The organism is Vibrio vulnificus NBRC 15645 = ATCC 27562, assembly GCF_002224265.1.
GTDB classification, from domain to species: Bacteria; Pseudomonadota; Gammaproteobacteria; order Enterobacterales; family Vibrionaceae; genus Vibrio; species Vibrio vulnificus.
This window is the reverse complement of record NZ_CP012881.1, coordinates 1,968,525-1,993,885: the sequence shown is the minus strand read 5'-3', so window position 1 is coordinate 1,993,885 and position 25,361 is coordinate 1,968,525. Positions and strand designations below refer to the sequence as shown.

General features: G+C 47.4%; 21 protein-coding genes, 13 tRNA genes and 4 rRNA genes. 24 read left to right on the top strand and 14 right to left on the bottom strand.

Annotated elements, in window-relative coordinates:
• Positions 1 to 27: 27 nt before the first annotated feature.
• Positions 28 to 591, top strand: coding sequence for a YqgE/AlgH family protein (locus tag AOT11_RS09355; protein WP_011079465.1), 564 nt, complete (start codon positions 28 to 30; stop codon positions 589 to 591).
• Between the two features lie 21 nt (positions 592 to 612).
• Positions 613 to 1,035 (top strand): Holliday junction resolvase RuvX, encoded by a 423-nt coding sequence (ruvX, locus tag AOT11_RS09350; protein ID WP_011079464.1) that lies wholly within the window; start codon positions 613 to 615, stop codon positions 1,033 to 1,035.
• Between the two features lie 92 nt (positions 1,036 to 1,127).
• On the opposite strand, the gene AOT11_RS09345 is transcribed toward ruvX, so the two are convergent.
• Positions 1,128 to 2,234 (bottom strand): PilT/PilU family type 4a pilus ATPase, encoded by a 1,107-nt coding sequence (locus tag AOT11_RS09345; protein WP_026050358.1) that lies wholly within the window; start codon positions 2,232 to 2,234, stop codon positions 1,128 to 1,130.
• Between the two features lie 18 nt (positions 2,235 to 2,252).
• Positions 2,253 to 3,290, bottom strand: a complete 1,038-nt coding sequence (locus AOT11_RS09340) for a type IV pilus twitching motility protein PilT (protein ID WP_026050359.1) — start codon at positions 3,288 to 3,290, stop codon at positions 2,253 to 2,255.
• A 24-nt stretch (positions 3,291 to 3,314) separates the two neighbouring features.
• Between AOT11_RS09340 and AOT11_RS09335 the strand changes: the two genes are divergently transcribed.
• The 7 genes from AOT11_RS09335 to hemW are packed head-to-tail and all read left to right on the top strand — an operon-like array spanning position 3,315 to position 8,036.
• Positions 3,315 to 4,025: a YggS family pyridoxal phosphate-dependent enzyme gene (locus tag AOT11_RS09335; RefSeq protein ID WP_017428739.1), complete on the top strand. Its 711-nt coding sequence runs from the start codon at positions 3,315 to 3,317 to the stop codon at positions 4,023 to 4,025.
• A gap of 34 nt (positions 4,026 to 4,059) precedes the next feature.
• Complete coding sequence (gene proC / locus AOT11_RS09330) at positions 4,060 to 4,878, top strand: pyrroline-5-carboxylate reductase (protein ID WP_017428740.1); 819 nt, start codon at positions 4,060 to 4,062, stop codon at positions 4,876 to 4,878.
• Between the two features lie 41 nt (positions 4,879 to 4,919).
• Positions 4,920 to 5,477 (top strand): YggT family protein, encoded by a 558-nt coding sequence (locus AOT11_RS09325; protein ID WP_013571095.1) that lies wholly within the window; start codon positions 4,920 to 4,922, stop codon positions 5,475 to 5,477.
• Positions 5,477 to 5,767 carry a DUF167 family protein YggU gene (yggU, locus tag AOT11_RS09320; RefSeq protein ID WP_017428741.1) on the top strand — a complete coding sequence of 97 codons (291 nt, stop codon included), beginning with the start codon at positions 5,477 to 5,479 and terminating at the stop codon, positions 5,765 to 5,767. The genes AOT11_RS09325 and yggU overlap by 1 nt, the downstream gene beginning before the upstream one ends.
• A 42-nt stretch (positions 5,768 to 5,809) precedes the next feature.
• Entirely contained in the window at positions 5,810 to 6,241 is a 432-nt protein-coding gene (locus AOT11_RS09315) for a DUF4426 domain-containing protein (protein WP_017428742.1), read from the top strand.
• A gap of 10 nt (positions 6,242 to 6,251) precedes the next feature.
• Positions 6,252 to 6,854, top strand: coding sequence for an XTP/dITP diphosphatase (locus AOT11_RS09310; protein ID WP_026050360.1), 603 nt, complete (start codon positions 6,252 to 6,254; stop codon positions 6,852 to 6,854).
• Between the two features lie 9 nt (positions 6,855 to 6,863).
• Positions 6,864 to 8,036, top strand: a complete 1,173-nt coding sequence (hemW, locus tag AOT11_RS09305; RefSeq protein WP_017428744.1) for a radical SAM family heme chaperone HemW — start codon at positions 6,864 to 6,866, stop codon at positions 8,034 to 8,036.
• Between the two features lie 72 nt (positions 8,037 to 8,108).
• On the opposite strand, the gene glsB is transcribed toward hemW, so the two are convergent.
• The gene (gene glsB, locus AOT11_RS09300; protein ID WP_026050361.1) at positions 8,109 to 9,029 is read right to left on the bottom strand and encodes a glutaminase B; all 921 of its coding nucleotides are present in this window, start codon (positions 9,027 to 9,029) and stop codon (positions 8,109 to 8,111) included.
• Positions 9,030 to 9,155: 126 nt separating this feature from the next.
• Complete coding sequence (gene trmB, locus AOT11_RS09295; protein ID WP_026050362.1) at positions 9,156 to 9,875, bottom strand: tRNA (guanosine(46)-N7)-methyltransferase TrmB; 720 nt, start codon at positions 9,873 to 9,875, stop codon at positions 9,156 to 9,158.
• A 165-nt stretch (positions 9,876 to 10,040) separates the two neighbouring features.
• Between trmB and mutY the strand changes: the two genes are divergently transcribed.
• The 15 genes from mutY to AOT11_RS09215 all read left to right on the top strand — a co-directional run bounded on the left by mutY (position 10,041) and on the right by AOT11_RS09215 (position 17,279).
• A complete protein-coding gene (gene mutY / locus AOT11_RS09290; RefSeq protein ID WP_017428747.1) occupies positions 10,041 to 11,093 on the top strand; it encodes an A/G-specific adenine glycosylase in 1,053 nt (350 codons plus the stop codon).
• Between the two features lie 21 nt (positions 11,094 to 11,114).
• Positions 11,115 to 11,387, top strand: coding sequence for an oxidative damage protection protein (locus AOT11_RS09285; protein WP_011079450.1), 273 nt, complete (start codon positions 11,115 to 11,117; stop codon positions 11,385 to 11,387).
• A gap of 79 nt (positions 11,388 to 11,466) precedes the next feature.
• On the top strand, positions 11,467 to 12,606 hold the full coding sequence (gene mltC, locus AOT11_RS09280) for a membrane-bound lytic murein transglycosylase MltC (RefSeq protein WP_017428748.1): 1,140 nt from the start codon (positions 11,467 to 11,469) through the stop codon (positions 12,604 to 12,606).
• A 101-nt stretch (positions 12,607 to 12,707) separates the two neighbouring features.
• Positions 12,708 to 12,783 (top strand) — tRNA-Phe (locus AOT11_RS09275).
• 49 nt (positions 12,784 to 12,832) lie between these two features.
• Positions 12,833 to 12,908: transfer RNA gene (locus AOT11_RS09270), tRNA-Thr, on the top strand.
• A 40-nt stretch (positions 12,909 to 12,948) separates the two neighbouring features.
• Positions 12,949 to 13,024: transfer RNA gene (locus AOT11_RS09265), tRNA-Asn, on the top strand.
• Positions 13,025 to 13,258: 234 nt separating this feature from the next.
• Entirely contained in the window at positions 13,259 to 14,884 is a 1,626-nt protein-coding gene (locus AOT11_RS09260; protein ID WP_026050363.1) for a methyl-accepting chemotaxis protein, read from the top strand.
• Positions 14,885 to 15,117: 233 nt separating this feature from the next.
• A tRNA-Phe gene (locus AOT11_RS09250) sits at positions 15,118 to 15,193 on the top strand.
• A 58-nt stretch (positions 15,194 to 15,251) separates the two neighbouring features.
• A tRNA-Thr gene (locus AOT11_RS09245) sits at positions 15,252 to 15,327 on the top strand.
• A 7-nt stretch (positions 15,328 to 15,334) separates the two neighbouring features.
• A tRNA-Phe gene (locus AOT11_RS09240) sits at positions 15,335 to 15,410 on the top strand.
• A 39-nt stretch (positions 15,411 to 15,449) separates the two neighbouring features.
• Positions 15,450 to 15,525: transfer RNA gene (locus tag AOT11_RS09235), tRNA-Asn, on the top strand.
• Between the two features lie 35 nt (positions 15,526 to 15,560).
• Positions 15,561 to 15,636: transfer RNA gene (locus AOT11_RS09230), tRNA-Thr, on the top strand.
• A gap of 40 nt (positions 15,637 to 15,676) precedes the next feature.
• Positions 15,677 to 15,752: transfer RNA gene (locus AOT11_RS09225), tRNA-Asn, on the top strand.
• Between the two features lie 166 nt (positions 15,753 to 15,918).
• Complete coding sequence (locus AOT11_RS09220) at positions 15,919 to 16,530, top strand: hypothetical protein (RefSeq protein WP_038941488.1); 612 nt, start codon at positions 15,919 to 15,921, stop codon at positions 16,528 to 16,530.
• Positions 16,531 to 16,547: 17 nt separating this feature from the next.
• Entirely contained in the window at positions 16,548 to 17,279 is a 732-nt protein-coding gene (locus AOT11_RS09215; RefSeq protein WP_017428750.1) for an oxygen-binding di-iron domain-containing protein, read from the top strand.
• Between the two features lie 328 nt (positions 17,280 to 17,607).
• Here the strand turns inward: AOT11_RS09215 and AOT11_RS09210 are convergent.
• From AOT11_RS09210 to AOT11_RS09165, 10 genes are all read right to left on the bottom strand, one after another.
• Positions 17,608 to 17,684, bottom strand: a tRNA-Asp gene (locus AOT11_RS09210).
• A gap of 62 nt (positions 17,685 to 17,746) precedes the next feature.
• Positions 17,747 to 17,862 (bottom strand): 5S ribosomal RNA (gene rrf, locus AOT11_RS09205).
• Positions 17,863 to 17,870: 8 nt separating this feature from the next.
• Positions 17,871 to 17,946 (bottom strand) — tRNA-Thr (locus tag AOT11_RS09200).
• A gap of 49 nt (positions 17,947 to 17,995) precedes the next feature.
• Positions 17,996 to 18,111, bottom strand: a 5S ribosomal RNA gene (gene rrf / locus AOT11_RS09195).
• Between the two features lie 89 nt (positions 18,112 to 18,200).
• Positions 18,201 to 21,088 (bottom strand): 23S ribosomal RNA (locus AOT11_RS09190).
• Positions 21,089 to 21,370: 282 nt separating this feature from the next.
• Positions 21,371 to 21,446 (bottom strand) — tRNA-Ala (locus tag AOT11_RS09185).
• 9 nt (positions 21,447 to 21,455) lie between these two features.
• Positions 21,456 to 21,532, bottom strand: a tRNA-Ile gene (locus tag AOT11_RS09180).
• A 62-nt stretch (positions 21,533 to 21,594) separates the two neighbouring features.
• A 16S ribosomal RNA gene (locus AOT11_RS09175) occupies positions 21,595 to 23,137 on the bottom strand.
• Together the 16S, 23S and 5S rRNA genes with 4 tRNA genes alongside form the textbook arrangement of a ribosomal RNA operon.
• A 462-nt stretch (positions 23,138 to 23,599) precedes the next feature.
• Positions 23,600 to 24,856 (bottom strand): HD-GYP domain-containing protein, encoded by a 1,257-nt coding sequence (locus AOT11_RS09170; protein ID WP_017420015.1) that lies wholly within the window; start codon positions 24,854 to 24,856, stop codon positions 23,600 to 23,602.
• Positions 24,857 to 24,950: 94 nt separating this feature from the next.
• The gene (locus AOT11_RS09165; RefSeq protein ID WP_017420016.1) at positions 24,951 to 25,358 is read right to left on the bottom strand and encodes a VOC family protein; all 408 of its coding nucleotides are present in this window, start codon (positions 25,356 to 25,358) and stop codon (positions 24,951 to 24,953) included.
• Positions 25,359 to 25,361: the final 3 nt, after the last annotated feature.

Sequence of the window (25,361 nt, the reverse complement as noted above, 5' to 3'; positions counted from 1 at the left end):
CTCTGCTGTAACAGATTGGAGTCCTGTATGAACCTGACAAATCATTTTCTGGTTGCGATGCCGGGTATGAAAGATCCCTACTTTCAGCACAGCGTCATCTATATCTGTGAACATAATGAAGAAGGCGCAATGGGCTTAATGATCAACGCGCCTATTGATATCACCGTGGGCAAAATGCTCGAGCAAGTCGATGTCCAGCCTGTTCATCCTCAGTTGAACACCTCAAGTCTGACCAAGCCAGTCTACAATGGCGGGCCAGTCGCTGAAGATCGCGGCTTCATTCTCCATAGACCGAAAGATTTCTATGAGTCGAGCTTACAAATGACCGAGCAGATCTCGGTTACTACCTCAAAAGACATTTTGACTGTGCTTGGCACAGAAGCGGAACCAAGCAGCTACATCGTCGCACTCGGTTACTCAGGCTGGAGTGCTGGACAACTCGAAGCCGAGTTAGCGGAAAACTCATGGCTCACGGTTGAAGCCAATCCTGATATTATTTTTGATACACCGATAGCAATGCGCTGGCAAAAAGCCGTGCAAATGCTTGGAATTCACGCGTCTCAGCTTTCCGATCAAGCTGGTCACGCTTAACCCATTTGATTTAGGTTATTTATGTCACGCACCATCATGGCATTCGATTTTGGCACTAAAAGCATTGGTAGTGCCATCGGCCAAGAAATTACTGGCACCGCATCACCACTCAAGGCTTTCAAAGCCAATGACGGCATTCCAAATTGGGATGAGATTGAAAAGCAAATCAAAGAGTGGCAACCCAATTTATTGGTGGTGGGACTGCCGACAGATTTACACGGCAAGGCCTTAGAAACCATTACCCCACGCGCGAAGAAGTTTGCGCAACGCCTACAAGGGCGCTTTGGTCTTCCGGTTGAATTGCATGATGAACGTCTATCAACCACAGAAGCGCGTTCTGAGCTGTTCTCTATGGGCGGTTACAAAGCTTTGAGCAAAGGTAACGTCGATTGCCAATCTGCGGTGATTATTTTAGAGAGTTGGTTTGAAGCTCAGTGGGGCTAACTCACAGAAGACTCTTCACCTTCGCACTCCCTAAACACAAAACGAGAGACTTCTGGTCTCTCGTTTTTTCATGGTGTTTTAGCACTGTCGAACTAATCCATATCAATCTTCACGTTCGCCAATGAGCCGGGGGAACTAATATCACCTCGCTGCGTCTTCAGCATCAAACGTAAATCGTTGGCCGAATCGGCACTGTGCATGGCGTCTTCTTCGCTGATTTTGCCTTCCACTACTAATGTATAGAGTGATTGGTCAAAGGTCTGCATACCGACTTCTTTCGACTTCGCCATAGTCATTTTCAGCTCATGCAAATCGCCACGACGGATCAAATCCGACACGCGCGGGCTGTTAAGTAACACCTCGAACACACCGTGACGACCTTTACCATTTTTATCACGAATCAACTGCTGACCCACCACCCCTTTTAAGTTCATGGAAAGGTCAAACAAAAACTGCTCTTTTTGTTCTTTAGGCACCAAGTGTAAGATGCGCTCCAGTGCTTGGTTGGCGTTATTGGCATGCAGTGTCGCCATACACAAGTGACCCGTTTCAGCAAAGGTCATGGCGTATTCCATGGTTTCGCGACTGCGAATCTCACCAATCAGAATCATATCTGGCGCTTGACGCAGCGAGTTCTTTAGTGCGACTTCATAGCTTTCCGTATCCAAGCCGACTTCTCGCTGGGTGACAATACAGCGTTTATGTTCGTGAACAAATTCAATTGGGTCTTCCACCGTCAAAATGTGTCCACCACGGTGGGTATTTCGATAGCCTGTCATCGCAGCCATGGTGGTCGATTTACCCGAGCCCGTTGCCCCCACCACCAGCACCAATCCACGCTTGGCAATCGCTAAGTCTTGCAAAACATGAGGCAGCTTAAGCTCCTCAAAGGTTGGAATATTGGTTTCAATGCGGCGAATCACCGCACCAGGAAGCTCTCGTTGGTAGAAGGCACTGACACGAAAACGGCCCGAATCTCGCACAATGGCAAAGTTTGACTCGCGGCTTTTGCGAAAGTCAGCGCGCCGATCTTCGTCCATCGCACCATCCAGCAGTTGAGCTACTTCAATTTGCGATAATTTTTCGCCTTGCGGCCGCAGCTCACCATCGACACGAAACAGCACGGGGGCACCAACCGTGATATAAAGATCCGACGCTTTAAGCGTGATCATCCCTTCTAAAATCTTGTTTAAATCCATGCTCATTGCAGACCTCAGTTAAAACTGGATAGTTTCAATCTCAATTTTGGCGTCGACTTCTTCTTTGGCCACTTTGCCCTGTGCCATCAACTGACGCGCATTCTGTTCCATCGTCTGCATGCCGTGCGCAGCCCCTGTTTGGATAATGGAGTACATCTGTGCCACTTTATCTTCACGGATCAAGTTACGAATGGCAGGCGTCGCCATCATGATTTCATGACACGCCACTCGCCCGCCTCCAATGCGTTTCAGCAGTTTCTGGGCGATAACGGCGCGCAGTGATTCAGAAAGCATTGAGCGCACCATGTCTTTGTCACTGCCAGGGAACACATCAATAATACGGTCAATGGTTTTTGCTGCACTACTGGTGTGCAACGTACCAAACACCAAGTGGCCCGTTTCTGCCGCGGTGAGCGCTAGGCTGATGGTCTCTTGGTCACGTAACTCACCCACTAAAATCACATCCGGGTCTTCACGCAAGGCACTGCGCAACGCATTTTTAAAACTGTGAGTGTCGCGATGAACTTCGCGTTGGTTAATCAAACATTTCTGATTTTGGTGAACAAATTCAATCGGATCTTCAATGGTCAGAATGTGTTTGTTGTAGTTTCGGTTAATGTAATCCACCATCGCCGCTAACGTGGTTGATTTACCTGAACCTGTCGGCCCGGTGACCAGCACCAAGCCTTTTTCACACTTCGCAATTTTTTCAAAAATTTGCGGGCACTCAAGCTCTTCCAAGGTAGGGATATTGGTTGGAATGGTACGAAACACCGCAGAGCAGCCACGAGATTGGTTGAAGGCGTTAACACGAAAGCGACCTACGTTAGGCAATTCAAAGGAAAAATCGACTTCCAATTTCTCTTCAAACTCACTGCGCTGTGAATCGTTCATGATCTCAAAAACCAAACGATGCACATCAGCATGATTAAATGCGGGCACACCGAGCTTTCTTACATCGCCATCTATGCGTACCATAGGAGGCACACCCGCAGAAAGATGTAGATCTGATGCGTTATGTTTTACACTAAAATCCAGTAACTCAGTGATATCCATTATTTTTCCCTTAAAAGACTTGCGATGAACAGTATTCAACAAAACATTGAACATATCACCACACAGATTCACGACTCTACGCAAAAGTGTGGACGAGCTCGAGACTCAGTGCAACTTTTAGCGGTCAGTAAAACCAAACCTGTCGAGGCGATTCTCGAAGCCTATCATGCTGGTCAAAGGGCTTTTGGTGAGAACTACGTGCAAGAAGGCGTAGAAAAAGTCCGATTTTTTGCCGAGCAACACCCTGAGAAATCCATCGAGTGGCATTTCATCGGTCCTATTCAATCGAATAAAAGTCGCTTAGTGGCGGAGCACTTTGCGTGGGTACATACCATTGATCGTGACAAAATCGCTCAACGTTTAAATGATCAACGCCCAGCAGAGCTCCCACCACTGCAAGTGCTGATCCAAGTGAACACCAGCGGCGAAGCCTCTAAGTCAGGTGTATCCGGTGAGGAAATATTTGCACTTGCTGAGTTGATTTCACGCTTGCCCAACCTCACTTTAAGGGGGTTGATGTCAATCCCTGAAAACGTCGATGACCACGCTGCTCAGTTAGCGGCATTCCAACCGCTTGCTGCGCTACAACAACGCTTAGCTCAACGCTATCCAAGCGTGGATACTTTATCGATGGGCATGAGCGGCGACATGGATGCCGCCATCGAATCAGGTTCAACCATGGTGCGCATTGGCACCGCCATTTTTGGCCATCGCGATTACAGCAATAAAGCGTAACTCGGCGACTTTTACTTACTAGCGGAACAGAAATATGGAACATAAGAACATCGCTTTTATCGGTGCTGGCAATATGGTGAGAGCCATTGTCTCTGGCTTAGTGGCGGACGGTTACCCTGCCGATAAAATCACCGCCACCGCACCCAGCGAGACGCGTCGTTTGCCCCTTGAGCAGCAGTTTGGCATTCAGACCACCAGCGATAATTTTATGGCAGCAACGCAAGCAGACGTGATCGTCCTTTCTGTGAAACCGCAAATGATGGAAGAAGTGTGCAAACCGCTACAATCCGTCGACTTCTCCAATAAGCTGGTTATTTCGATTGCTGCTGGCATTAGCTGCGCGCGATTAAATGACATGCTGGCCACTCAACTCAACTTAGTGCGCGTCATGCCCAATACCCCATCGCAACTCGGGTTAGGCATGAGCGGCTTATATGCTCCAACCTCAGTGGCAGAGCAAGATCGCCACTTTGCCGAACAGTTGATGCAAGCGGTCGGCAAAACCTGCTGGGTCGATGAAGAATCGGGCATTAATCATGTCATTGCGGCGGCAGGCAGTGCTCCTGCGTATTTCTTCCTCTTTATGGAAGCCATGCAAGCTGAAGCGATGGCACAAGGATTTGATAAGCAAACCGCTCGTTTGCTGGTTCAGCAATCCGCATTGGGGGCGGCCAGTATGGTGGTGGAAAACCCAGACACCGAACTGGCGACTCTACGCGAGAACGTCACCTCCAAAGGAGGGACGACCGCCGAAGCATTACGTACTTTCAATGAACATCAACTCTCTGATATCGTAGCCAAGGCCATGCAAGCGGCAGTGGCTCGTGCGCAAGAGATGGAAAAACTGTTTTAATCACCTGGCTGCTTAGCAGCTCTACGTTTTGAGGGGCATCTATGAATGCAATGAGTTTTCTGATTTCGACGCTGTTTGATCTCTATATCATGGTCGTGATCTTACGAATTTGGCTGCAAGCCGCGCGTGCGGATTTTTACAATCCATTTTCGCAATTTATCGTCAAAGCAACCCAACCCGTAATCGGCCCGCTGCGCCGTGTGATCCCATCCATTGGTAGCCTAGATCTGGCAACCGTATTGTTTGCCTACGTCTTGTGTGTGTTGAAGTTTGTTGCGCTGATCCTGATTGCTTCTGGTGGTTCCGTCACCTTTAGTGCCGATTTCCTCTACCTTGGTTTACTGTCGCTGGTGAAAGCCGCTGGTGGTCTGTTGTTCTGGGTACTGTTGATTCGTGCGATTCTGAGCTGGGTGAGCCAAGGTCGCAGCCCTATCGAATACGTGTTCCATCAATTAACTGAACCTATGCTGGCACCGATTCGTCGTATTTTGCCCGCCATGGGGGGCTTTGACTTAAGCGTGCTAGTGCTGTTCATCGCTCTGCAATTCGCAAACTTCTTGATGGGGGATGTGATTGGCCCGATTTGGTATCAGTTGTAATGAGCCAAGCGGTTTGGCTTGATGGTGAGGATGTGGTGCTTCGTCTCTACATCCAACCCAAAGCAAGTCGTGATAAAATCCTTGGCTTGCATGGTGATGAACTGAAAATTGCCATCACCGCGCCCCCCGTTGATGGGAAAGCAAATGGGCATTTAACCAAGTTACTGGGTAAGTGGTTTAAAGTTGCTAAAAGTCTGGTCACGATAGAAAAAGGAGAACTCGGACGGCACAAACAAGTGCGTATTCACGCTCCACAACAAATACCAGACGAAGTGAAAGCCATCTTGTGATGGCTTTTTGTTTACCGCCAATAACGAGTAAGGAAGTCTACAATGAACAAATGGATGGTTGCAGTACTGAGTTGTCTGATGGCTCTACCAACATGGGCAGAACAATTCAAAACCATTAAAGATGCGGAAGTGCATTACGTCGCATTCAATTCCACCTTTTTAACCCCAAAAGTGGCGAGAAGCTATGGGCTAAAACGTAACGAATACAGTGCCATTATCAACATCAGTGTGTTGGACAAAAGCCGTGTAGGAAAACCAGCACTCGACGCCACCATATCGGGCCAAGCCAAGAATTTACTCGGCCAGATTCGTACTCTGGAATTTAAGCGTGTCCAAGAAGGGAGCGCGATTTATTATTTAGCGGAGTTGCCGATCAGCCACGAAGAGACCCTGACCTTCGATCTTGATGTCAACGCAGGCATCAAAGGCGCAGGCAAACTCAAATTTACCCAAAAGTTTTATGTTGAAGAATAACGAGAACACCATGAAAAAGATCGTATTAGCCACAGGTAACCAAGGCAAAGTTCGCGAAATGGCAGACCTACTTGCCGATTTCGGTTTTGATGTCGTCGCACAAAGCGAATTCAATGTGTCTGAAGTGGCTGAAACGGGCACAACTTTCATTGAAAATGCCATCATCAAGGCGCGTCACGCCGCTAAAGAGACCGGGCTTGCAGCGATTGCGGATGATTCAGGTTTAGAAGTGGATTTTCTTCAGGGCGCTCCAGGAATTTACTCTGCACGTTACGCAGGAGAAAAAGCCTCAGATCAAGAGAACCTAGAAAAGCTCTTAAAAGCGATGGAAGGCGTGCCAGAAGCGCAACGTACCGCGCGTTTCCATTGCGTGTTGGTGTTGATGCGCCACGAAAACGACCCAACCCCTATTATCTGCCACGGCAAATGGGAAGGCCACATTCTAACGCAAGCACACGGTGACAATGGCTTTGGCTACGACCCCATCTTCTTCGTCCCAGAAGACAACTGCGCTTCTGCCGAACTTGAACCTGCGCGCAAGAAACAACTCTCTCATCGTGGCAAAGCCTTGAAACAGCTTTTTGCTACGCTACGTGAACAGCCTTTGGTGTAAGGTACTCGCATGTTAACGCCCCCAGCACTCAGTTTGTATGTTCACATCCCATGGTGTGTACAAAAGTGCCCTTATTGCGACTTCAACTCTCACGCACTCAAAGAGCAGATTCCAGAGCAGATGTACATCAATGCGCTGCTGGAAGATCTTGACCGTGACATCGAAAAGTATCAGCTTCACCGCGCACCAAGGCCACTGCACTCGATTTTTATCGGCGGTGGCACACCAAGCCTCATCTCAGCAGAAGGCATTCGAGATCTTTTGCAAGGGATCGAAAAACGCATTCCCTTTACGCCTTCGATCGAGATCACCATGGAAGCCAATCCCGGCACCATCGAAGCGGAGCGTTTTGCCGGCTATCGCAAAGCAGGGGTCACACGCATCTCCATCGGCGTACAAAGTTTTGAGCAGCAAAAGCTTGAGCGTTTGGGACGTATTCACGGCCAAGATGAAGCCGTGAACGCAGCGAGACTGGCTCATCAAATTGGCTTGAACAGTTTTAACCTCGATCTCATGCACGGTTTGCCCGATCAAAGCATCGAACAAGCTCTGGCCGATCTGGACAAAGCGATTGAGCTTAATCCGCCTCATCTTTCTTGGTATCAGCTCACCATTGAGCCAAATACCATGTTCTACTACAAGCCGCCGGTTCTCCCCGACGACGACCAGTTGTGGGACATCTTTGAGCAAGGCCATCAGAAACTCACACAAGCAGGATACGTGCAGTACGAGATTTCCGGTTACAGCAAACCCGGTTATCAATGTCAGCACAATCTTAACTACTGGCGCTTTGGCGATTACTTAGGGATTGGCTGTGGCTCACACGGCAAACTGAGTTTTGCTGACGGACGCATCATTCGCACCACCAAAATTAAGCATCCGAAGGGCTACTTGGCAGCGCATCAAAATATGGTCAAACCTTATCTTGATAGCGAACAGTTGGTCGAAGAGATTGATCGTCCGTTTGAGTTCTTTATGAATCGCTTTAGATTGATGGAAGCGTGCCCGAAACAAGATTTTATTGACACAACCGGGCTACCACTGAGTTTTATCGAGACAACCATTCAATGGGCCGTTGAGATGGGCTATTTGAATGACAACGAAACCAGTTGGCAAATCACAGAGAAAGGTAAGCTGTTCCTAAACGACTTGCTCGAAGCGTTTATGGCTGAAGAAGATTAAGCCAGTTCGATAAATGACAAAAGGGTTGGCACACGGACACCAACCCTTTCCTTTATTCGTGACATCGCTTCTTTAGAAAATCGAACGCCCAATTCGCTCAGAAAGCAACTCTAGCGCTTTCGTGCCCGCTAACGAGTTTCCTGACGGGTCTAACTCTGGTGACCAAACCGCAATGGTCATCTCCCCCGGCACGATGGCGATGATCCCACCGCCCACGCCCGATTTGCCTGGCATCCCCACACGATACGCAAACTCCCCCGCCCCATCGTACAAGCCACAAGTGGCTAATAAGGCATTGAGCTGTTTGGTTTGCACAGGGCTAATAACGCGTTGGTTTGTGTGTACCGACACGCCTTTATTGGCTAAATAACTAAAGGTCTTCGCCAAATCGACGCAACTCATTTTTAACGCACAGGCATGAAAATAGTTATGTAGAACAGGGATAACGTCATTCTCAAAATTGCCAAATGAACGCATCAGATAAGCAATGGCCGCATTGCGGTCGCTGTGCATCATTTCAGAGGCTGCCACCACTTTGTCGTAACAGATATGCGTTTCACCTGAAAGCTGACGGACAAATTCCAGCAAACGCTGGCGTGGCGCAGATAAACGGCTGGCGAGCAGATCGGCCACCACAATCGCCCCCGCATTAATGAACGGGTTGCGCGGAATACCCTGTTCCATTTCTAACTGAATCAGCGAATTAAACGCTTGCCCAGAAGGCTCCTTACCCACTCGACGCCAAATTTCGTCCGGCTGATATAGGCCCATGGCAAGCGTTAAACTCAGCGCTTTAGAAATGGATTGTATCGAGAACGCCTCATCGGCATCTCCCGCTTTGATCACCTCACCTTGATTGGTGTACACCGCGATAGCAAGCTTATGCGCCGGCACTCTGGCCAAAGCAGGAATATAGTTGGCGACTTTCCCACGCCCAATCAGAGGGCGAACTTCATGCAAAATTTCGTTGAGCAGTTCTTTTGTTGGCTTCATGACAGACTTTACCAAACCATTATTGTGTTTATTGTAGGGTCAAAAAAGCCAACATTTCTCAATGTTGGCTCTTCTTTTTCGCAGTGTGCTGATTTTATAAAAACCAGTCAAACAATAAATCTGCGATTAGCTCACTCGCTTAAATTTAATATCCCACACACCGTGGCCAAGACGATGACCACGCGCTTCGAATTTGGTCAGCGGACGCTCTTCAGGGCGTGGAATATAATCGCCTTCTTGGGCAATATTGCTGTAACCTGGCGCTTGGTTCATGATTTCAATCATGTGCTCAGCGTAGTTTTCCCAATCCGTCGCCATATGGAAGATACCTTCATTCGGGATCAGCTTTTGACGAACCATTTCCGCAAACTCAAGCTGTACAATACGACGCTTGTGATGGCGCTTTTTGTGCCATGGGTCTGGGAAGAACAATTGCAACGTCGCTAGGCTGTCGTTCGGAATCATGTGCTCAAACACTTCAACCGCATCATGACACATCACACGCAGATTGGTGATGCCTGCGTCACGAGCGTCTGACAGACAGGCACCAACGCCAGGGCTGTGCACTTCAATACCAAAGAAGTTCTTTTCTGGGGCATTTTTCGCCATTTCAACCAAAGAAGCGCCCATACCAAAGCCAATTTCAAGCACGACAGGATTATCGTTACCAAATACTTCTTTCCAATCAAGAAGTTGCTTTTGGTAATCGATGCCCATTGTTGGCCAGCACTCTTTCATCGCATTTTCTTGACCTTTGGTTAAACGGCCTTCGCGACGAACAAAACTGCGGATTTTGCGGATCAGCTTGCCGTCTTCATTGTATTCGTTAGTGGTGACTTCACTCATGGATTCTGCCTGCACATTGATTAATCAAAGCGGGGATTATCCAAAGAATTTTCTTTGGTGCAAGTGTTATCAATAAAAACCATTATCCCCACACTTTGTCGGTTGTACTTTCACCACAATCTGTGGTGCAATTTTGCCTACAAATAATAGAACACAGAGCATGTCGTGACACCTTTTGCCAGCGCCATTTTGAAATGGTATGACGCCTACGGAAGAAAAAACCTTCCTTGGCAACACAATAAGAGCGCCTACAGCGTTTGGTTATCGGAAATTATGCTGCAACAAACGCAAGTTGCGACCGTGATTCCCTATTACCAACGTTTTTTACAGCGCTTTCCGAGCGTGGTTGATCTCGCCAACGCCGAGCAAGATGAGGTGCTTCATCTCTGGACGGGGTTAGGCTACTACGCTCGCGCACGCAATCTGCACAAAGCCGCAAAAATGGTGGCCGAGCAATATCATGGTGAATTTCCATTGGAACTCGAGCAGATGAATGCCCTGCCGGGGATTGGCCGCTCCACCGCCGCTGCCGTGCTCTCTTCGGTTCACAAACAGCCACATGCCATTCTTGATGGCAATGTGAAACGCACCTTATCTCGCGCCTTTGCCGTTGAAGGTTGGCCTGGGCAAAAAACGGTCGAAAACCAATTGTGGCAATTAGCGGAAGCACACACACCCAATACCGATGTCGATAAATACAACCAAGCGATGATGGATATGGGGGCAATGGTCTGCACACGCAGCAAACCCAAATGCACATTGTGCCCTGTGGCCGAGCTATGCCAAGCCAACAAACAAGGTAACCCACTGGACTACCCCGGTAAAAAGCCTAAAAAAGAGAAACCCGTTAAAGAAACGTGGTTTGCCATGCTGCACTACAACAATCAAGTCTGGTTAGAACAAAGGCCACAAAGTGGCATTTGGGGCGGATTGTTTTGCTTTCCGCAAAATGAGCATGCACAACTTGAAGCACTGCTCGAGAAACGAGGCATAAAAGAGGGTGATATTCGCACACAAAAAACCTTAATTGCTTTTCGCCATACTTTTAGCCATTACCATCTCGACATCACCCCGATTTTGCTGGACCTATCAAAGCAACCTGACATGGTGATGGAAGCCAGCAATGGTCTTTGGTATAACTTAGCCAATCCCGAAGAAGTTGGGTTAGCGGCTCCCGTCAAACAATTGCTGGAGAGCTTGCCCCATGAACTTCGTTAATGCTTTATTTAAGGAGTCATTATGAGCCGCACTGTGTTTTGTGCTCGTCTAAACAAAGAAGCTGATGGTTTAGATTTTCAGTTGTACCCAGGAGAGCTTGGAAAGCGCATCTTTGACAACATTTCTAAAGAAGCTTGGGGTCAGTGGCAGCATAAGCAAACCATGTTGATCAATGAGAAAAAGCTCAACATGATGGATCCTGAACATCGCAAATTGCTCGAAACTGAAATGGTCAACTTCCTCTTTGAAGGTAAAGAAGTCCATATCGAAGGTTACACACCACCGAGCAAATAATCTGGTTTTCTTCATGGTTAATCAATGACATCATAGCCAACGCTTTGATGTCATTTTTTTAGGTTTGAATAGGTAAACGATGAATAAGTTTGGGTATTTTTTAGCAGCATTACTCCTCACCGGTTGTAGCCGCGAATTTATCGAAAACATCTATGACGTCAATTACCAACCGACCAACCGCTTTGCTAAAAATCTCGCAGAGCTGCCAGGACAATTCGAAAAAGACACGGCGGCACTGGATGCTTTGATCAACAGCTTCTCAGGCAATATTGAAAAACGCTGGGGGAGCCGAGAAATCAAAATGGCCGGAAAAAGTAACTATGTGAAATACATAGATAATTACCTCAGCCGAGCCGATGTTAACTTTACCAATGGTACCATTGTCATAGAGACCGTCTCACCAACGGAACCAGAACAGCATCTAAAAAATGCCATTATCACTACTCTGCTGACTCCAGATGATCCAGCCAATGTCGATCTTTTCTCCTCCAAAGAGATTCGCTTGGAAGGGCAACCTTTTCTCTACAATCAAGTGTTGGATCAAGACAAACAAGCTATCCAGTGGAGCTGGCGAGCCAATCGCTTTGCCGATTATCTCATCGCGAATAAACTCAAGACACGCACGGTTGATTTTAAGAAAGCCTACTACGTTGAAATACCCATGGTGGCAGACCACGCGGACAAACGCAGTTATAAATACGCCGATATCGTACGCCGCGCCTCAAGAAAGTACGACATTCCCGAAGATCTGATTTACGCCATCATCAAAACCGAAAGCAGTTTCAACCCTTATGCCGTGAGCTGGGCAAACGCCTATGGCTTAATGCAAGTCGTACCAAAAACCGCAGGCCGTGATGTGTTCAACTTGGTTAAAAATCGCAGTGGCGAACCTAGCCCGGAATATCTCTTTAACCCAGAAAACAATATCGACACCGGAACGGCCTATTTTTATCTGCTAAAAAATCGCTATCTAAAAGAGGTCAATCATCCAACATCGCTCGAGTACTCGATGATTTCTGCCTACAACGGTGGCACAGGTGGAGTACTCAACACCTTTAACCGTAATGATCGCAAACGGGCGATGCGCGACCTCAATTCACTGCAACCCAATCAAGTGTATTGGGCATTAACCAAAAAACACCCCAATGCAGAGGCTCGCCGTTATTTGGAAAAAGTAACCAAATTCAAGCAAGACTTTAACCAAGGAGCATCACTTTAGTTGACGCGAGTCTACTTTCTAAACACTCACGCTTTTTTTTGAGTTTTTTTCCAAAAATCGGTTGACGAGCGAGATGAAAATCCGTTTAATAGCGCTCCGTTGCCCGGATAGCTCAGTCGGTAGAGCAGAGGATTGAAAATCCTCGTGTCGGTGGTTCGATTCCGCCTCCGGGCACCACGAATTCAAATCGTTGGTGCAAAATGTACGAGCGATAAAAATATAGTGTGCCGACTTAGCTCAGTAGGTAGAGCAACTGACTTGTAATCAGTAGGTCACCAGTTCGATTCCGGTAGTCGGCACCATTTACAAATTACTCTTGCATCGCAAGAGAAACAGAATAGTTCCTCCTTAGCTCAGTCGGTAGAGCGACGGACTGTTAATCCGCAGGTCGCTGGTTCGAGCCCAGCAGGAGGAGCCACCTTTAAAAGCCAAGTCGAAAGACTTGGCTTTTTTCTTTTCTGCAATTTATTTCCCTGCCAGCCCATCACTATTTCTCCATTTGTACTTTTTTCACGCTATAAATTTAATCACGATCATGCTTTCAGGCTAAGCTGCTATTTGTTTCAGTTATGCTGCATTAATATTTCGTTTCAATTAAACGGACAAACTAAGCATTTGCCGTGTTCATTGTGACTACAATATGAGCATTTTTATGAAACTTAAGACACAAGCTTATTTATTATCGGGAATTATCTTAATTGCCCTACTCGCATTAACCGCGACTGGCCTTTGGACTCTAAGAGTCGCCAGTAATCTAGATAACAAAGCACGAGTAACCGAACTCTTTCGCAGCGCTTATAGCATCCTGACCGAAGTCGAGAAAATGGCCGTAGAAGGAAAAATGTCTGAGCCAGAAGCGAAAGCACTCGCCACACGCCTGCTACGCAACAACATCTACAAAGACAATGAGTATGTTTACGTTGCCGATGAAAAAATGATGTTTATTGCCACTCCATTAGATCCACAACTTCATGGCACCAGTTTTCATGATTTTCGAGATGGCAATGGCAACAGCGTTGGCCAGTTAATCCTAGATGTACTTGGCCGAAAAACAGGCCAACTGGTGGAATATACTTGGACGCAAAAACTGGCCGATGGCTCGATTGAAGAAAAACTCTCAATCGCGGAAAGAACTCCACACTGGGGTTGGGTTGTCGGTACGGGCATCGGCTTCAATGAAGTGAATGCTCGCTTTTGGTCTACTGCGCAATGGCTGTTGTTCCTTTGCCTTGTGATCGCTGGCACGATTCTGGGTGGTCTGATTGTTTCCATCAACAAAATGCTCAATCTGTTGGGTGGTGAGCCAAATGATGTGCGCAACGCCGTACAAGACGTGGCAAAAGGTCGCATTCAAACCAGTTTCGACAATAAAGCGCCGCAAGGTAGTATTTACCAGGCAGTACAAGAGATGAGCCTCTCGTTAGCCGAGATGATCAGCAACCTAGAACGTTCAATGCACGCACTGCGTGACGAACTGGCGTCCGTTGAAAGCCGTAGCGATACCATTTCCAGCCTCACTGCGACACAGCAACAATCGACTGCGATGATAGCAACAGCGATGACAGAAATGGCTTCTTCTGCAAATCACGTCGCCGATTCCGCCAGTGATACGGCCAACAATACGGATGAAGCCGACAAACAGAGTAAACATACACAGGAGTTGATTCACAATACCGTCAGCAACATCCAGGGATTGGCAAGCCAGTTAGGCACCGCTAGCCAAGCGGTGGCGGATCTCGATAAAGACGTGAACAACATTGTAAAAGTGCTCGATGTGATCGGCGATATTGCGGAGCAGACTAACCTGCTCGCGCTCAATGCTGCGATCGAAGCGGCGCGAGCGGGCGAGCAAGGAAGAGGTTTTGCCGTCGTTGCGGACGAAGTACGTAACCTTGCAGGAAGAACCCAATCCAGCACTAAAGAGATCCAGTTGATGATCAATAACTTGCAACAAGGTTCTCGCAATGCCATCCAAACCATGGAAATCTGTGCGGAGACCAGCCAAAGCACCGTTGTTGAATCGCAAACAGCTTCAGAAGCGTTGCAACAGATCGTTCAAGCATTGGAATCCATCAGTACCATGAGCCAACAAATTGCGACCGCCGCCGCAGAACAAACACAAGTGAGTGATGATATCGCACAGCGTATCAACATGATTGAAGACAGCGGCAATCAGCTTACCAGTGTCGTAACAGAGAGCCACAACAGCACGCGCAGCTTGGCGACTTTAGCGAACCAACTCGAAAACTGGGTCAATAAGTTTTCCGTAAAGCATTAAACTAAACCTGTTTTCTAACTAAGCACGCCTTATCGCGTGCTTTTTTATTGCAGGAATCGCCGTTCATCCCATTAAATCTGATAAATAAATGTCGCTTAGATGTTTATATACTGTACTTCCATCGTTTAAAACGAATAAAAACACCCCATTGCGGGCACAAAAGCAGCAAACGATATTTTTTTTGCATTTTTATATTGACCTAGAAAGCGAAAAACCGTTTAATACACCTCGTCGCCCGGATAGCTCAGTCGGTAGAGCAGAGGATTGAAAATCCTCGTGTCGGTGGTTCGATTCCGCCTCCGGGCACCACGAATTAAAAGTCGTTGGTGCTTAACGTACGAACGACAATTTAAAAAGAATATAGTGCGCCGACTTAGCTCAGTAGGTAGAGCAACTGACTTGTAATCAGTAGGTCACCAGTTCGATTCCGGTAGTCGGCACCATTCTTTTGCCTCGATAGCTCAGTCGGTAGAGCAGAGGATTGAAAATCCTCGTGTCGGTGGTTCGATTCCGCCTCGAGGCACCACTTATTTTAAGTTGTGCTAACACACAATAACCGAATAGTTCCTCCTTAGCTCAGTCGGTAGAGCGACGGACTGTTAATCCGCAGGTCGCTGGTTCGAGCCCAGCAGGAGGAGCCACTTTCAAACGATAAGCTAAAGCTTGTTGTTTAGGCGCCGACTTAGCTCAGTAGGTAGAGCAACTGACTTGTAATCAGTAGGTCACCAGTTCGATTCCGGTAGTCGGCACCATTTACAAATCACTCTTGCATCGCAAGAGAGACAGAATAGTTCCTCCTTAGCTCAGTCGGTAGAGCGACGGACTGTTAATCCGCAGGTCGCTGGTTCGAGCCCAGCAGGAGGAGCCACCTTAGAGAAAGCCGCATCATTGATGCGGCTTTTTCACATCCGTCATTAATTCATCTCCATTCAATTCCTTTTTCTCGTTGCCAATTTCAGAACCACAGGCATTGGCAAATATGCAACTCAGCTCTATACCTATATAAGAACAAACTGTGTATTGGGCGAGTTTTAATGAGAGACACCATTGAGCGAAAACCCTTATTCGTTATTGCTGCTGAAGTATCAGCAGAGTTAAATCGAGGGGTAAAAATAGCGAAACAACTCCAACTGGTCGCCAGTAATGCCAGAGCACTCGCGCTAAGAGCGGGAGAAAGTGCAGCGGGATTTAGACCCGTCACCGATTCCATTGATGAACTCGTCCTCCTGACATTCCACTCTTCAAATACCATCAATCTACAAGCTCAACAACTCAGTCAAATTGCCACAGAGCGAACTCGTGCTCAGTGTGTGGTAAAGCAGCTAAATCACGTGGAACAAAGATCCACAGAAGCAAAATTTCTATCCAGTTTAAACCAAGCCAAACAGCGTGCTAACAAAGATTATCAGCAACTCAATACCTTGTTTACTCTCAAAGCTAAATCCCTAAAGGAAGCCCTTCAAGAGCTATATGACCAACTGCGCATCGCTCAGATCATATCGACCATGCTCAGCGTTGAAGCATCTAAAGTTGATGAGCGTTACCGAGTTCAACTCAACGCTATTGCTGAGAGTGTAACGGAATTCTCTGATGCTATTCGCCATCATGTTTCACTCTCTCTTAAACTCTTTTCGCTCTTTTTGTAATAAGGACATTAGAAATTATGCGCTCAGAAATTCTCTATGAAGAAGGTTCCCATCGTTGGTTGATGTTTGGTAGAGATCCTCATAAACCTGACAAAATCATCGATACTAATCAGTATATGCTGGTACACAACGGCCAGGCGATGCTCCTCGACCCTGGTGGCATCGAGCTTTTCTCTGCCATGCTCAGCAGTGTTGTGAAAGAAATATCACTCGAGCAAATTACCCATCTATTTGCATCGCATCAAGATCCCGACATCATCTCCTCCCTTGGACTTTGGGACAAAACCATCCCCTCAGCAACACTCCATTCACCTTGGCTTTGGGAAGGCTTTATTCGTCATTTTGGTATGGAATCTATCACCTTTGCTCCGATCAAAGATCAAGGTGGAACAGTGTCATTAGCAGGGTTAGATATTCAATTTATTCCTGCCCACTATATGCATTCTTCAGGAAACTTTTCCGTCTATGACCCTGAAGCAAAGATATTAATGTCCGGAGATATTGGCGCCGCACTTGATCGTATCGATGCACCACTTTTCGTTGAAGACTTTGGTAGCCATATCGAAAAAATGGCCTATTTTCATCAACGTTGGATGCCATCGGAAAAAGCCAAATCAGCATGGATTGACAAGGTAAGCCAACTGGATATAGAGATGATGTGCCCGCAACACGGCGGTATTTTCCGTGGTGATGACGTGCCACGCTTTTTAGATTGGCTAGATAAGCTAGAAGTCGGCATTGCAGTTTAATTGCAGTTATCCCAACTCTTAAACTTAAAAAGACAGAAAATGAGGAGTCTAAAGAAAGTTGCGGCCTATAAATGCCTAAGTGACTCTCAGAGTAACGTACTAAATAGGTAATGAAGCTATAGTGAAAGCGTGCTATGCAAATCAGACGGGCTATCGGCGAGACAATCTCCTTCAGTAAGAGAGACCACGAATCGCAAACATCAAAACACAACTGAGAGTGACGGGGACGACCAGAATTGCGTTAAAGCGGAACTCACTCAACCTTAGAGTGAAGCCGAATATTTAGATGTAAAAAAGCCCCAGTTTTTCAACTGAGGCTTGGTATAAGTGGCGGAGCGGACGGGACTCGAACCCGCGACCCCCGGCGTGACAGGCCGGTATTCTAACCAACTGAACTACCGCTCCGCACTGGTTAGACTATTGAGTCTAAGTTTTATTTTACTTTTTAAAAGTCAAAACAAATAAGAGCCTAGCGATGTCCTACTCTCACATGGGGAAACCCCACACTACCATCGGCGCTACTTTGTTTCACTTCTGAGTTCGGAATGGAATCAGGTGGGTCCAAAGCGCTATGGTCGCTAAGCAAAATCATGGTGCTGATACCCAGAATCGAACTGGGGACCTCATCCTTACCAAGGATGCGCTCTACCGACTGAGCCATATCAGCATTTAAAACTTGAAAAACCCGCTCTGAAAGCGGGTTTTAAAAATTAAAAGCCTGGCGATGTTCTACTCTCACATGGGGAAACCCCACACTACCATCGACGCTATTTCGTTTCACTTCTGAGTTCGGAATGGGTTCAGGTGGGTCCAAAACGCTATGGTCGCCAAGCAAATTCTTAAAATTCGGAAAGCTGTTTGCGTTCTCTACACATTCAATTCGTTCTTGCTTTGAGTCCATCAAAACCCTTTGGGTGTTGTATGGTTAAGCCTCACGGGCAATTAGTACAGGTTAGCTCAACGCCTCACAGCGCTTACACACCCTGCCTATCAACGTTCTAGTCTCGAACAACCCTTTAGGATACTTAAAGTATCAGGGAAGACTCATCTCAGGGCTCGCTTCCCGCTTAGATGCTTTCAGCGGTTATCGATTCCGAACTTAGCTACCGGGCAATGCGTCTGGCGACACAACCCGAACACCAGAGGTTCGTCCACTCCGGTCCTCTCGTACTAGGAGCAGCCCCCTTCAATCTTCCAACGCCCACGGCAGATAGGGACCGAACTGTCTCACGACGTTCTAAACCCAGCTCGCGTACCACTTTAAATGGCGAACAGCCATACCCTTGGGACCGACTTCAGCCCCAGGATGTGATGAGCCGACATCGAGGTGCCAAACACCGCCGTCGATATGAACTCTTGGGCGGTATCAGCCTGTTATCCCCGGAGTACCTTTTATCCGTTGAGCGATGGCCCTTCCATTCAGAACCACCGGATCACTATGACCTGCTTTCGCACCTGCTCGAACCGTCATTCTCGCAGTTAAGCGGGCTTATGCCATTGCACTAACCTCACGATGTCCAACCGTGATTAGCCCACCTTCGTGCTCCTCCGTTACTCTTTGGGAGGAGACCGCCCCAGTCAAACTACCCACCAGGCACTGTCCGCAACCCCGATTAGGGGCCAACGTTAGAACATCAAACATACAAGGGTGGTATTTCAAGGACGGCTCCAACGCAACTGGCGTCACGTCTTCAAAGCCTCCCACCTATCCTACACATGTAGGTTCAATGTTCAGTGCCAAGCTGTAGTAAAGGTTCACGGGGTCTTTCCGTCTAGCCGCGGGTACACTGCATCTTCACAGCGATTTCAATTTCACTGAGTCTCGGGTGGAGACAGCGTGGCCATCATTACGCCATTCGTGCAGGTCGGAACTTACCCGACAAGGAATTTCGCTACCTTAGGACCGTTATAGTTACGGCCGCCGTTTACCGGGGCTTCGATCAAGAGCTTCGCTTACGCTAACCCCATCAATTAACCTTCCGGCACCGGGCAGGCGTCACACCGTATACGTCATCTTACGATTTTGCACAGTGCTGTGTTTTTAATAAACAGTTGCAGCCACCTGGTATCTGCGACTCTCGTCAGCTCCATCCGCAAGGGACTTCACCATCAAGAGCGTACCTTCTCCCGAAGTTACGGTACCATTTTGCCTAGTTCCTTCACCCGAGTTCTCTCAAGCGCCTTGGTATTCTCTACCCGACCACCTGTGTCGGTTTGGGGTACGATTCCTTACAATCTGAAGCTTAGAGGCTTTTCCTGGAAGCATGGCATCAATGACTTCACTACCGTAGTAGCTCGACGTCGTGTCTCAGCCTTAAGAGTGTCCGGATTTACCTAAACACTCAGCCTACGCACTTGAACCTGGACAACCGTCGCCAGGCCCACCTAGCCTTCTCCGTCCCCCCATCGCAATTGTAAGAAGTACGGGAATATTAACCCGTTTCCCATCGACTACGCTTTTCAGCCTCGCCTTAGGGGTCGACTTACCCTGCCCCGATTAACGTTGGACAGGAACCCTTGGTCTTCCGGCGGGGAGGTTTTTCACCCCCCTTGTCGTTACTCATGTCAGCATTCGCACTTCTGATACCTCCAGCATGCTTTACAACACACCTTCAACGGCTTACAGAACGCTCCCCTACCCAATGTTCATAGAACATTGCCGCAGCTTCGGTTTACAACTTAGCCCCGTTACATCTTCCGCGCAGGCCGACTCGACTAGTGAGCTATTACGCTTTCTTTAAATGATGGCTGCTTCTAAGCCAACATCCTAGCTGTCTAAGCCTTCCCACATCGTTTCCCACTTAGCTGTAATTTGGGACCTTAGCTGGCGGTCTGGGTTGTTTCCCTCTCCACGACGGACGTTAGCACCCGCCGTGTGTCTCCCGGATAGTACTTACTGGTATTCGGAGTTTGCAAAGGGTTGGTAAGTCGGGATGACCCCCTAGCCTTAACAGTGCTCTACCCCCAGTAGTATTCGTCCGAGGCGCTACCTAAATAGCTTTCGGGGAGAACCAGCTATCTCCGAGTTTGATTGGCCTTTCACCCCTAGCCACAAGTCATCCGCTAATTTTTCAACATTAGTCGGTTCGGTCCTCCAGTTGATGTTACTCAACCTTCAACCTGCCCATGGCTAGATCACTCGGTTTCGGGTCTATATCCAGAGACTATGGCGCCCAGTTAAGACTCGGTTTCCCTACGGCTCCCCTAGATGGTTAACCTTGCCACTGAATATAAGTCGCTGACCCATTATACAAAAGGTACGCAGTCACACCACGAAGGTGCTCCTACTGCTTGTACGTACACGGTTTCAGGTTCTATTTCACTCCCCTCACAGGGGTTCTTTTCGCCTTTCCCTCACGGTACTGGTTCACTATCGGTCAGTCAGGAGTATTTAGCCTTGGAGGATGGTCCCCCCATATTCAGACAGGATAACACGTGTCCCGCCCTACTCGATTTCACTGAACATGCATCGTCAACTACGGGACTATCACCCTGTATCGTCGGACTTTCCAGACCGTTCGTCTAACACATGTAAAGCTTAAGGGCTAATCCAATTTCGCTCGCCGCTACTTTCGGAATCTCGGTTGATTTCTTTTCCTCGGGGTACTTAGATGTTTCAGTTCTCCCGGTTCGCTTCATTGAGCTATGTATTCACTCAATGATACTGGCTTATGCCAGTGGGTTTCCCCATTCGGAAATCGTAGACTCAAGTGGCTGTTACTGCCTCATCTACGCTTATCGCAAGTTACTACGTCCTTCATCGCCTCTGACTGCCAAGGCATCCACCGTGTACGCTTAGTCACTTAACCATACAACCCCAAAGGGTCTTTGTTAAACAACCAAAGTTGCTATCTCATTATTTGAATGAGCGAGATAGCGTTGATTTTGCCGGACTCAATTTCGAATAGTCACTTAAAAGTGACATTCCCAAGAACACTTGAATGTGTTTGTTGGTGTTTGTCTTAAAGACAAACATTGAGAACTTTACAAACAACAATAAATTGTTGTTTTGTCAGCTTTCCAAATTGTTAAAGAGCAGATTTTCTAATGAAAACCATTTTTAAAGATTCTTAAGGAAAAACCCTTAAAGATGGTGGAGCTATGCGGGATCGAACCGCAGACCTCCTGCGTGCAAGGCAGGCGCTCTCCCAGCTGAGCTATAACCCCATCGTTGAGTGGTGGGTCTGAGTGGACTCGAACCACCGACCTTACGCTTATCAGGCGTACGCTCTAACCACCTGAGCTACAGACCCACTAGATGCTCTAATCTAAACCGTATCAATCTGTGTGAACACTCATCGCAATAATCATCGTATAAGGAGGTGATCCAGCGCCAGGTTCCCCTAGCGCTACCTTGTTACGACTTCACCCCAGTCATGAACCACAAAGTGGTGAGCGTCCTCCCGAAGGTTAAACTACCCACTTCTTTTGCAGCCCACTCCCATGGTGTGACGGGCGGTGTGTACAAGGCCCGGGAACGTATTCACCGTGGCATTCTGATCCACGATTACTAGCGATTCCGACTTCATGGAGTCGAGTTGCAGACTCCAATCCGGACTACGACGCACTTTTTGGGATTCGCTCACTTTCGCAAGTTGGCTGCCCTCTGTATGCGCCATTGTAGCACGTGTGTAGCCCTACTCGTAAGGGCCATGATGACTTGACGTCGTCCCCACCTTCCTCCGGTTTATCACCGGCAGTCTCCCTGGAGTTCCCGACATTACTCGCTGGCAAACAAGGATAAGGGTTGCGCTCGTTGCGGGACTTAACCCAACATTTCACAACACGAGCTGACGACAGCCATGCAGCACCTGTCTCAGAGTTCCCGAAGGCACTCCAGCGTCTCCGCTAGATTCTCTGGATGTCAAGAGTAGGTAAGGTTCTTCGCGTTGCATCGAATTAAACCACATGCTCCACCGCTTGTGCGGGCCCCCGTCAATTCATTTGAGTTTTAATCTTGCGACCGTACTCCCCAGGCGGTCTACTTAACGCGTTAGCTCCGAAAGCCACGGCTCAAGGCCACAACCTCCAAGTAGACATCGTTTACAGCGTGGACTACCAGGGTATCTAATCCTGTTTGCTCCCCACGCTTTCGCATCTGAGTGTCAGTATCTGTCCAGGGGGCCGCCTTCGCCACCGGTATTCCTTCAGATCTCTACGCATTTCACCGCTACACCTGAAATTCTACCCCCCTCTACAGTACTCTAGTCTGCCAGTTTCAAATGCAGTTCCGAGGTTGAGCCCCGGGCTTTCACATCTGACTTAACAAACCACCTGCATGCGCTTTACGCCCAGTAATTCCGATTAACGCTCGCACCCTCCGTATTACCGCGGCTGCTGGCACGGAGTTAGCCGGTGCTTCTTCTGTTGCTAACGTCAAATGATGCCGCTATTAACGACACCACCTTCCTCACAACTGAAAGTGCTTTACAACCCGAAGGCCTTCTTCACACACGCGGCATGGCTGCATCAGGCTTGCGCCCATTGTGCAATATTCCCCACTGCTGCCTCCCGTAGGAGTCTGGACCGTGTCTCAGTTCCAGTGTGGCTGATCATCCTCTCAGACCAGCTAGGGATCGTCGCCTTGGTGAGCCCTTACCTCACCAACTAGCTAATCCCACCTGGGCATATCCTGACGCGAGAGGCCCGAAGGTCCCCCTCTTTGGCCCGTAGGCATCATGCGGTATTAGCCATCGTTTCCAATGGTTATCCCCCACATCAGGGCAATTTCCCAGGCATTACTCACCCGTCCGCCGCTCGCCACCCGAGAAACAAGTTTCTCTGTGCTGCCGCTCGACTTGCATGTGTTAGGCCTGCCGCCAGCGTTCAATCTGAGCCATGATCAAACTCTTCAATTAAAAGTTTTTTTGAAGCTTGCGCTTCGGCTCAATGAATACTGAATAAATTGACTGTGCCGATACTTAGTATCGTTTTGGTCACTCAGTTCATTGATAAATTTTTTGGATTATCATCAACGAGTGCCCACACAGATTGATAGGTTTATATTGTTAAAGAGCTTTGCTTTTCGAGAAGTTTTTCTCTCAAAGCGGAGGTGCATTCTAGCGAGTTAATTTGAAGAGTCAAACACTTTTTCAAATTTATTTTCTCAGAAGCTTTTACCTCACCCGACGTTGCTGAGGCCTTACGCCGTCTGCCGTGTCGGTGGATGCGCATTATAGGGAAGGCAGTTTCTTTGGCAAGTGCTATTTGCCGTTTTTTCTAAAAAAAACGTTCGAGTGATGATTATTCACTCAAACGTTTATTTGTTGTGGTTTTATCTTCAATATATAAAGAAGATATTCACAAAATCCTGTGGATAACTAATCGTCACTATCAAAGAAATATGAAATTCGTGAGCGAGGATTTAAGTACTCTCTCACTTTGTCAGGTAATTTATTAGGATGAATGGCACTGACGATCTTTATATCTTTATCCGCTAAGTCGATGATGGGCGCCTGAGTTCTTGGTACTGCTGGGTCGTACATCAAAACATTGGGATACAGTAGATGTGCCGCATTGACGGAAATGACCAACCCGACCATGTTATTAGAAAGTTGTACGACCGTACCTGGTGGAAACACTCCCATGAACTTAATGAGGATATTCAGGTTCTCGGCACTATAAAGGTGCTTGCAGTTCTTATATAGATGAGAAAGTGCGGTGTAGGGAATTTTCTGTTCTGTAGGAATGTTGTGATGGCATAAATTGTCGAAAGCATTCGCCACCGCAATCACTTGTGTCAGCTCGTCAATTTCATGTTCCTTTAAACCATCAGGATAACCGGAACCATCATTGAGCTCATGATGCTGCGCAATAACCTTTTTCGCACTATCAGGAAAACCTTCTACTGTATTGGCTAAATCCAATCCGTACTTGGTATGCAGTTTGAGATAATTAAACTCAGGATCTGTGAGTGGCGTTTGCTTACGGACAATCGCAGAGGGAATTTTTATTTTACCGATATCGTGAAACAAAGCGGCAAATGAAAGTTCTTTTAGCTGTGCGGCACTAAACCCTTTTGCACGGCCTATCATCATAGCGATGACGGACACGTTTAATGAGTGAAAATAAATATCTTCAAATTCACTTTTCCCATTCATGAGATGGAGGGTTACATTGTCATCACTCATCAATTTTTCAACGATGTCATCGATGAGTTGTTTCGCTTCATCAACCGCATCGGTCGGACGATTGCGAATTTTGGTCATTACAGAGCGCATTCTCGCCAACGAACGTTCAAACTCTTTTTCACATTGAATGACACGACGTCGGTAAGAACTTAACTTCTCGATACGCTTTTGCTTTTCATCCCAAAGCTTTTTGGTTTCGCCATCAAGTTTTTCAGATTGCTGTTCACTTTCAGAAAGGTTTTGCTGATTAGCAGGCAATGGCTGCGTATCGCTCTGATTAACATTGAGGAAGACCCACTTCACACCCAAGTGGCGAATCATCTCCACTTGTTCTTGATCCTTGATCTTGAAGCTATTAAATAGAAAAGGGTGCTCGTTCCACTTCAACGGCAGACGTATATGTAATCCAGGTTGAATACGATCTACTGTAATTTTGATAGTTGCCACTTCTCGTTAAGACCAAAATTTCTAAAACAAAGGCGAAATTTTAGTGGATTTTGTCAATTAATTCATCAATAACAATTCACATTTCCAATCACTATCAATTTGTAAATTTACAGTGAATCATCCAACGAACACCAAATTTGTCTTCAACCTTTCCTAAACGACTGCCAATAAAGGTATCAGTTAAAGGCATCATCACTCGCCCACCATCAGCCAATTGGTCAAACAACTTTAATTGTATGTCGAGATCATCAACGCGCAGAGACAACGCCATATTGTTTCCCGCTAACTCCTTGGCAACGACACCGTCGGAGAGCATCAGATGGATACCATTCGCTTCAAATTCGGCATGCATAATCCAATCAGGTTCTACCGATTCAATATATTGAGGGGCATCTTTGAACAAACGGATGTTTGTTACACGTCCACCAAAGCAATGATGATAAAATTCGAGGGCTTCTGCACAGCGTCCGGCAAAGTAAAGGTAGGGAGTAAGTTGAAACATATC

Bases quoted from the DNA above. Each gene is read 5' to 3' on its own strand.
- AOT11_RS09355 (WP_011079465.1), top strand. From the start codon at position 28: ATGAACCTGACAAATCATTTTCTGGTTGCGATGCCGGGTATGAAAGAT.
- ruvX (WP_011079464.1), top strand. From the start codon at position 613: ATGTCACGCACCATCATGGCATTCGATTTTGGCACTAAAAGCATTGGT.
- AOT11_RS09345 (WP_026050358.1), bottom strand. From the start codon at position 2,234: ATGGATTTAAACAAGATTTTAGAAGGGATGATCACGCTTAAAGCGTCG.
- AOT11_RS09340 (WP_026050359.1), bottom strand. From the start codon at position 3,290: ATGGATATCACTGAGTTACTGGATTTTAGTGTAAAACATAACGCATCA.
- AOT11_RS09335 (WP_017428739.1), top strand. From the start codon at position 3,315: ATGAACAGTATTCAACAAAACATTGAACATATCACCACACAGATTCAC.
- proC (WP_017428740.1), top strand. From the start codon at position 4,060: ATGGAACATAAGAACATCGCTTTTATCGGTGCTGGCAATATGGTGAGA.
- AOT11_RS09325 (WP_013571095.1), top strand. From the start codon at position 4,920: ATGAATGCAATGAGTTTTCTGATTTCGACGCTGTTTGATCTCTATATC.
- yggU (WP_017428741.1), top strand. From the start codon at position 5,477: ATGAGCCAAGCGGTTTGGCTTGATGGTGAGGATGTGGTGCTTCGTCTC.
- AOT11_RS09315 (WP_017428742.1), top strand. From the start codon at position 5,810: ATGAACAAATGGATGGTTGCAGTACTGAGTTGTCTGATGGCTCTACCA.
- AOT11_RS09310 (WP_026050360.1), top strand. From the start codon at position 6,252: ATGAAAAAGATCGTATTAGCCACAGGTAACCAAGGCAAAGTTCGCGAA.
- hemW (WP_017428744.1), top strand. From the start codon at position 6,864: ATGTTAACGCCCCCAGCACTCAGTTTGTATGTTCACATCCCATGGTGT.
- glsB (WP_026050361.1), bottom strand. From the start codon at position 9,029: ATGAAGCCAACAAAAGAACTGCTCAACGAAATTTTGCATGAAGTTCGC.
- trmB (WP_026050362.1), bottom strand. From the start codon at position 9,875: ATGAGTGAAGTCACCACTAACGAATACAATGAAGACGGCAAGCTGATC.
- AOT11_RS09285 (WP_011079450.1), top strand. From the start codon at position 11,115: ATGAGCCGCACTGTGTTTTGTGCTCGTCTAAACAAAGAAGCTGATGGT.
- mltC (WP_017428748.1), top strand. From the start codon at position 11,467: ATGAATAAGTTTGGGTATTTTTTAGCAGCATTACTCCTCACCGGTTGT.
- AOT11_RS09260 (WP_026050363.1), top strand. From the start codon at position 13,259: ATGAAACTTAAGACACAAGCTTATTTATTATCGGGAATTATCTTAATT.
- AOT11_RS09220 (WP_038941488.1), top strand. From the start codon at position 15,919: ATGAGAGACACCATTGAGCGAAAACCCTTATTCGTTATTGCTGCTGAA.
- AOT11_RS09215 (WP_017428750.1), top strand. From the start codon at position 16,548: ATGCGCTCAGAAATTCTCTATGAAGAAGGTTCCCATCGTTGGTTGATG.
- AOT11_RS09165 (WP_017420016.1), bottom strand. From the start codon at position 25,358: ATGTTTCAACTTACTCCCTACCTTTACTTTGCCGGACGCTGTGCAGAA.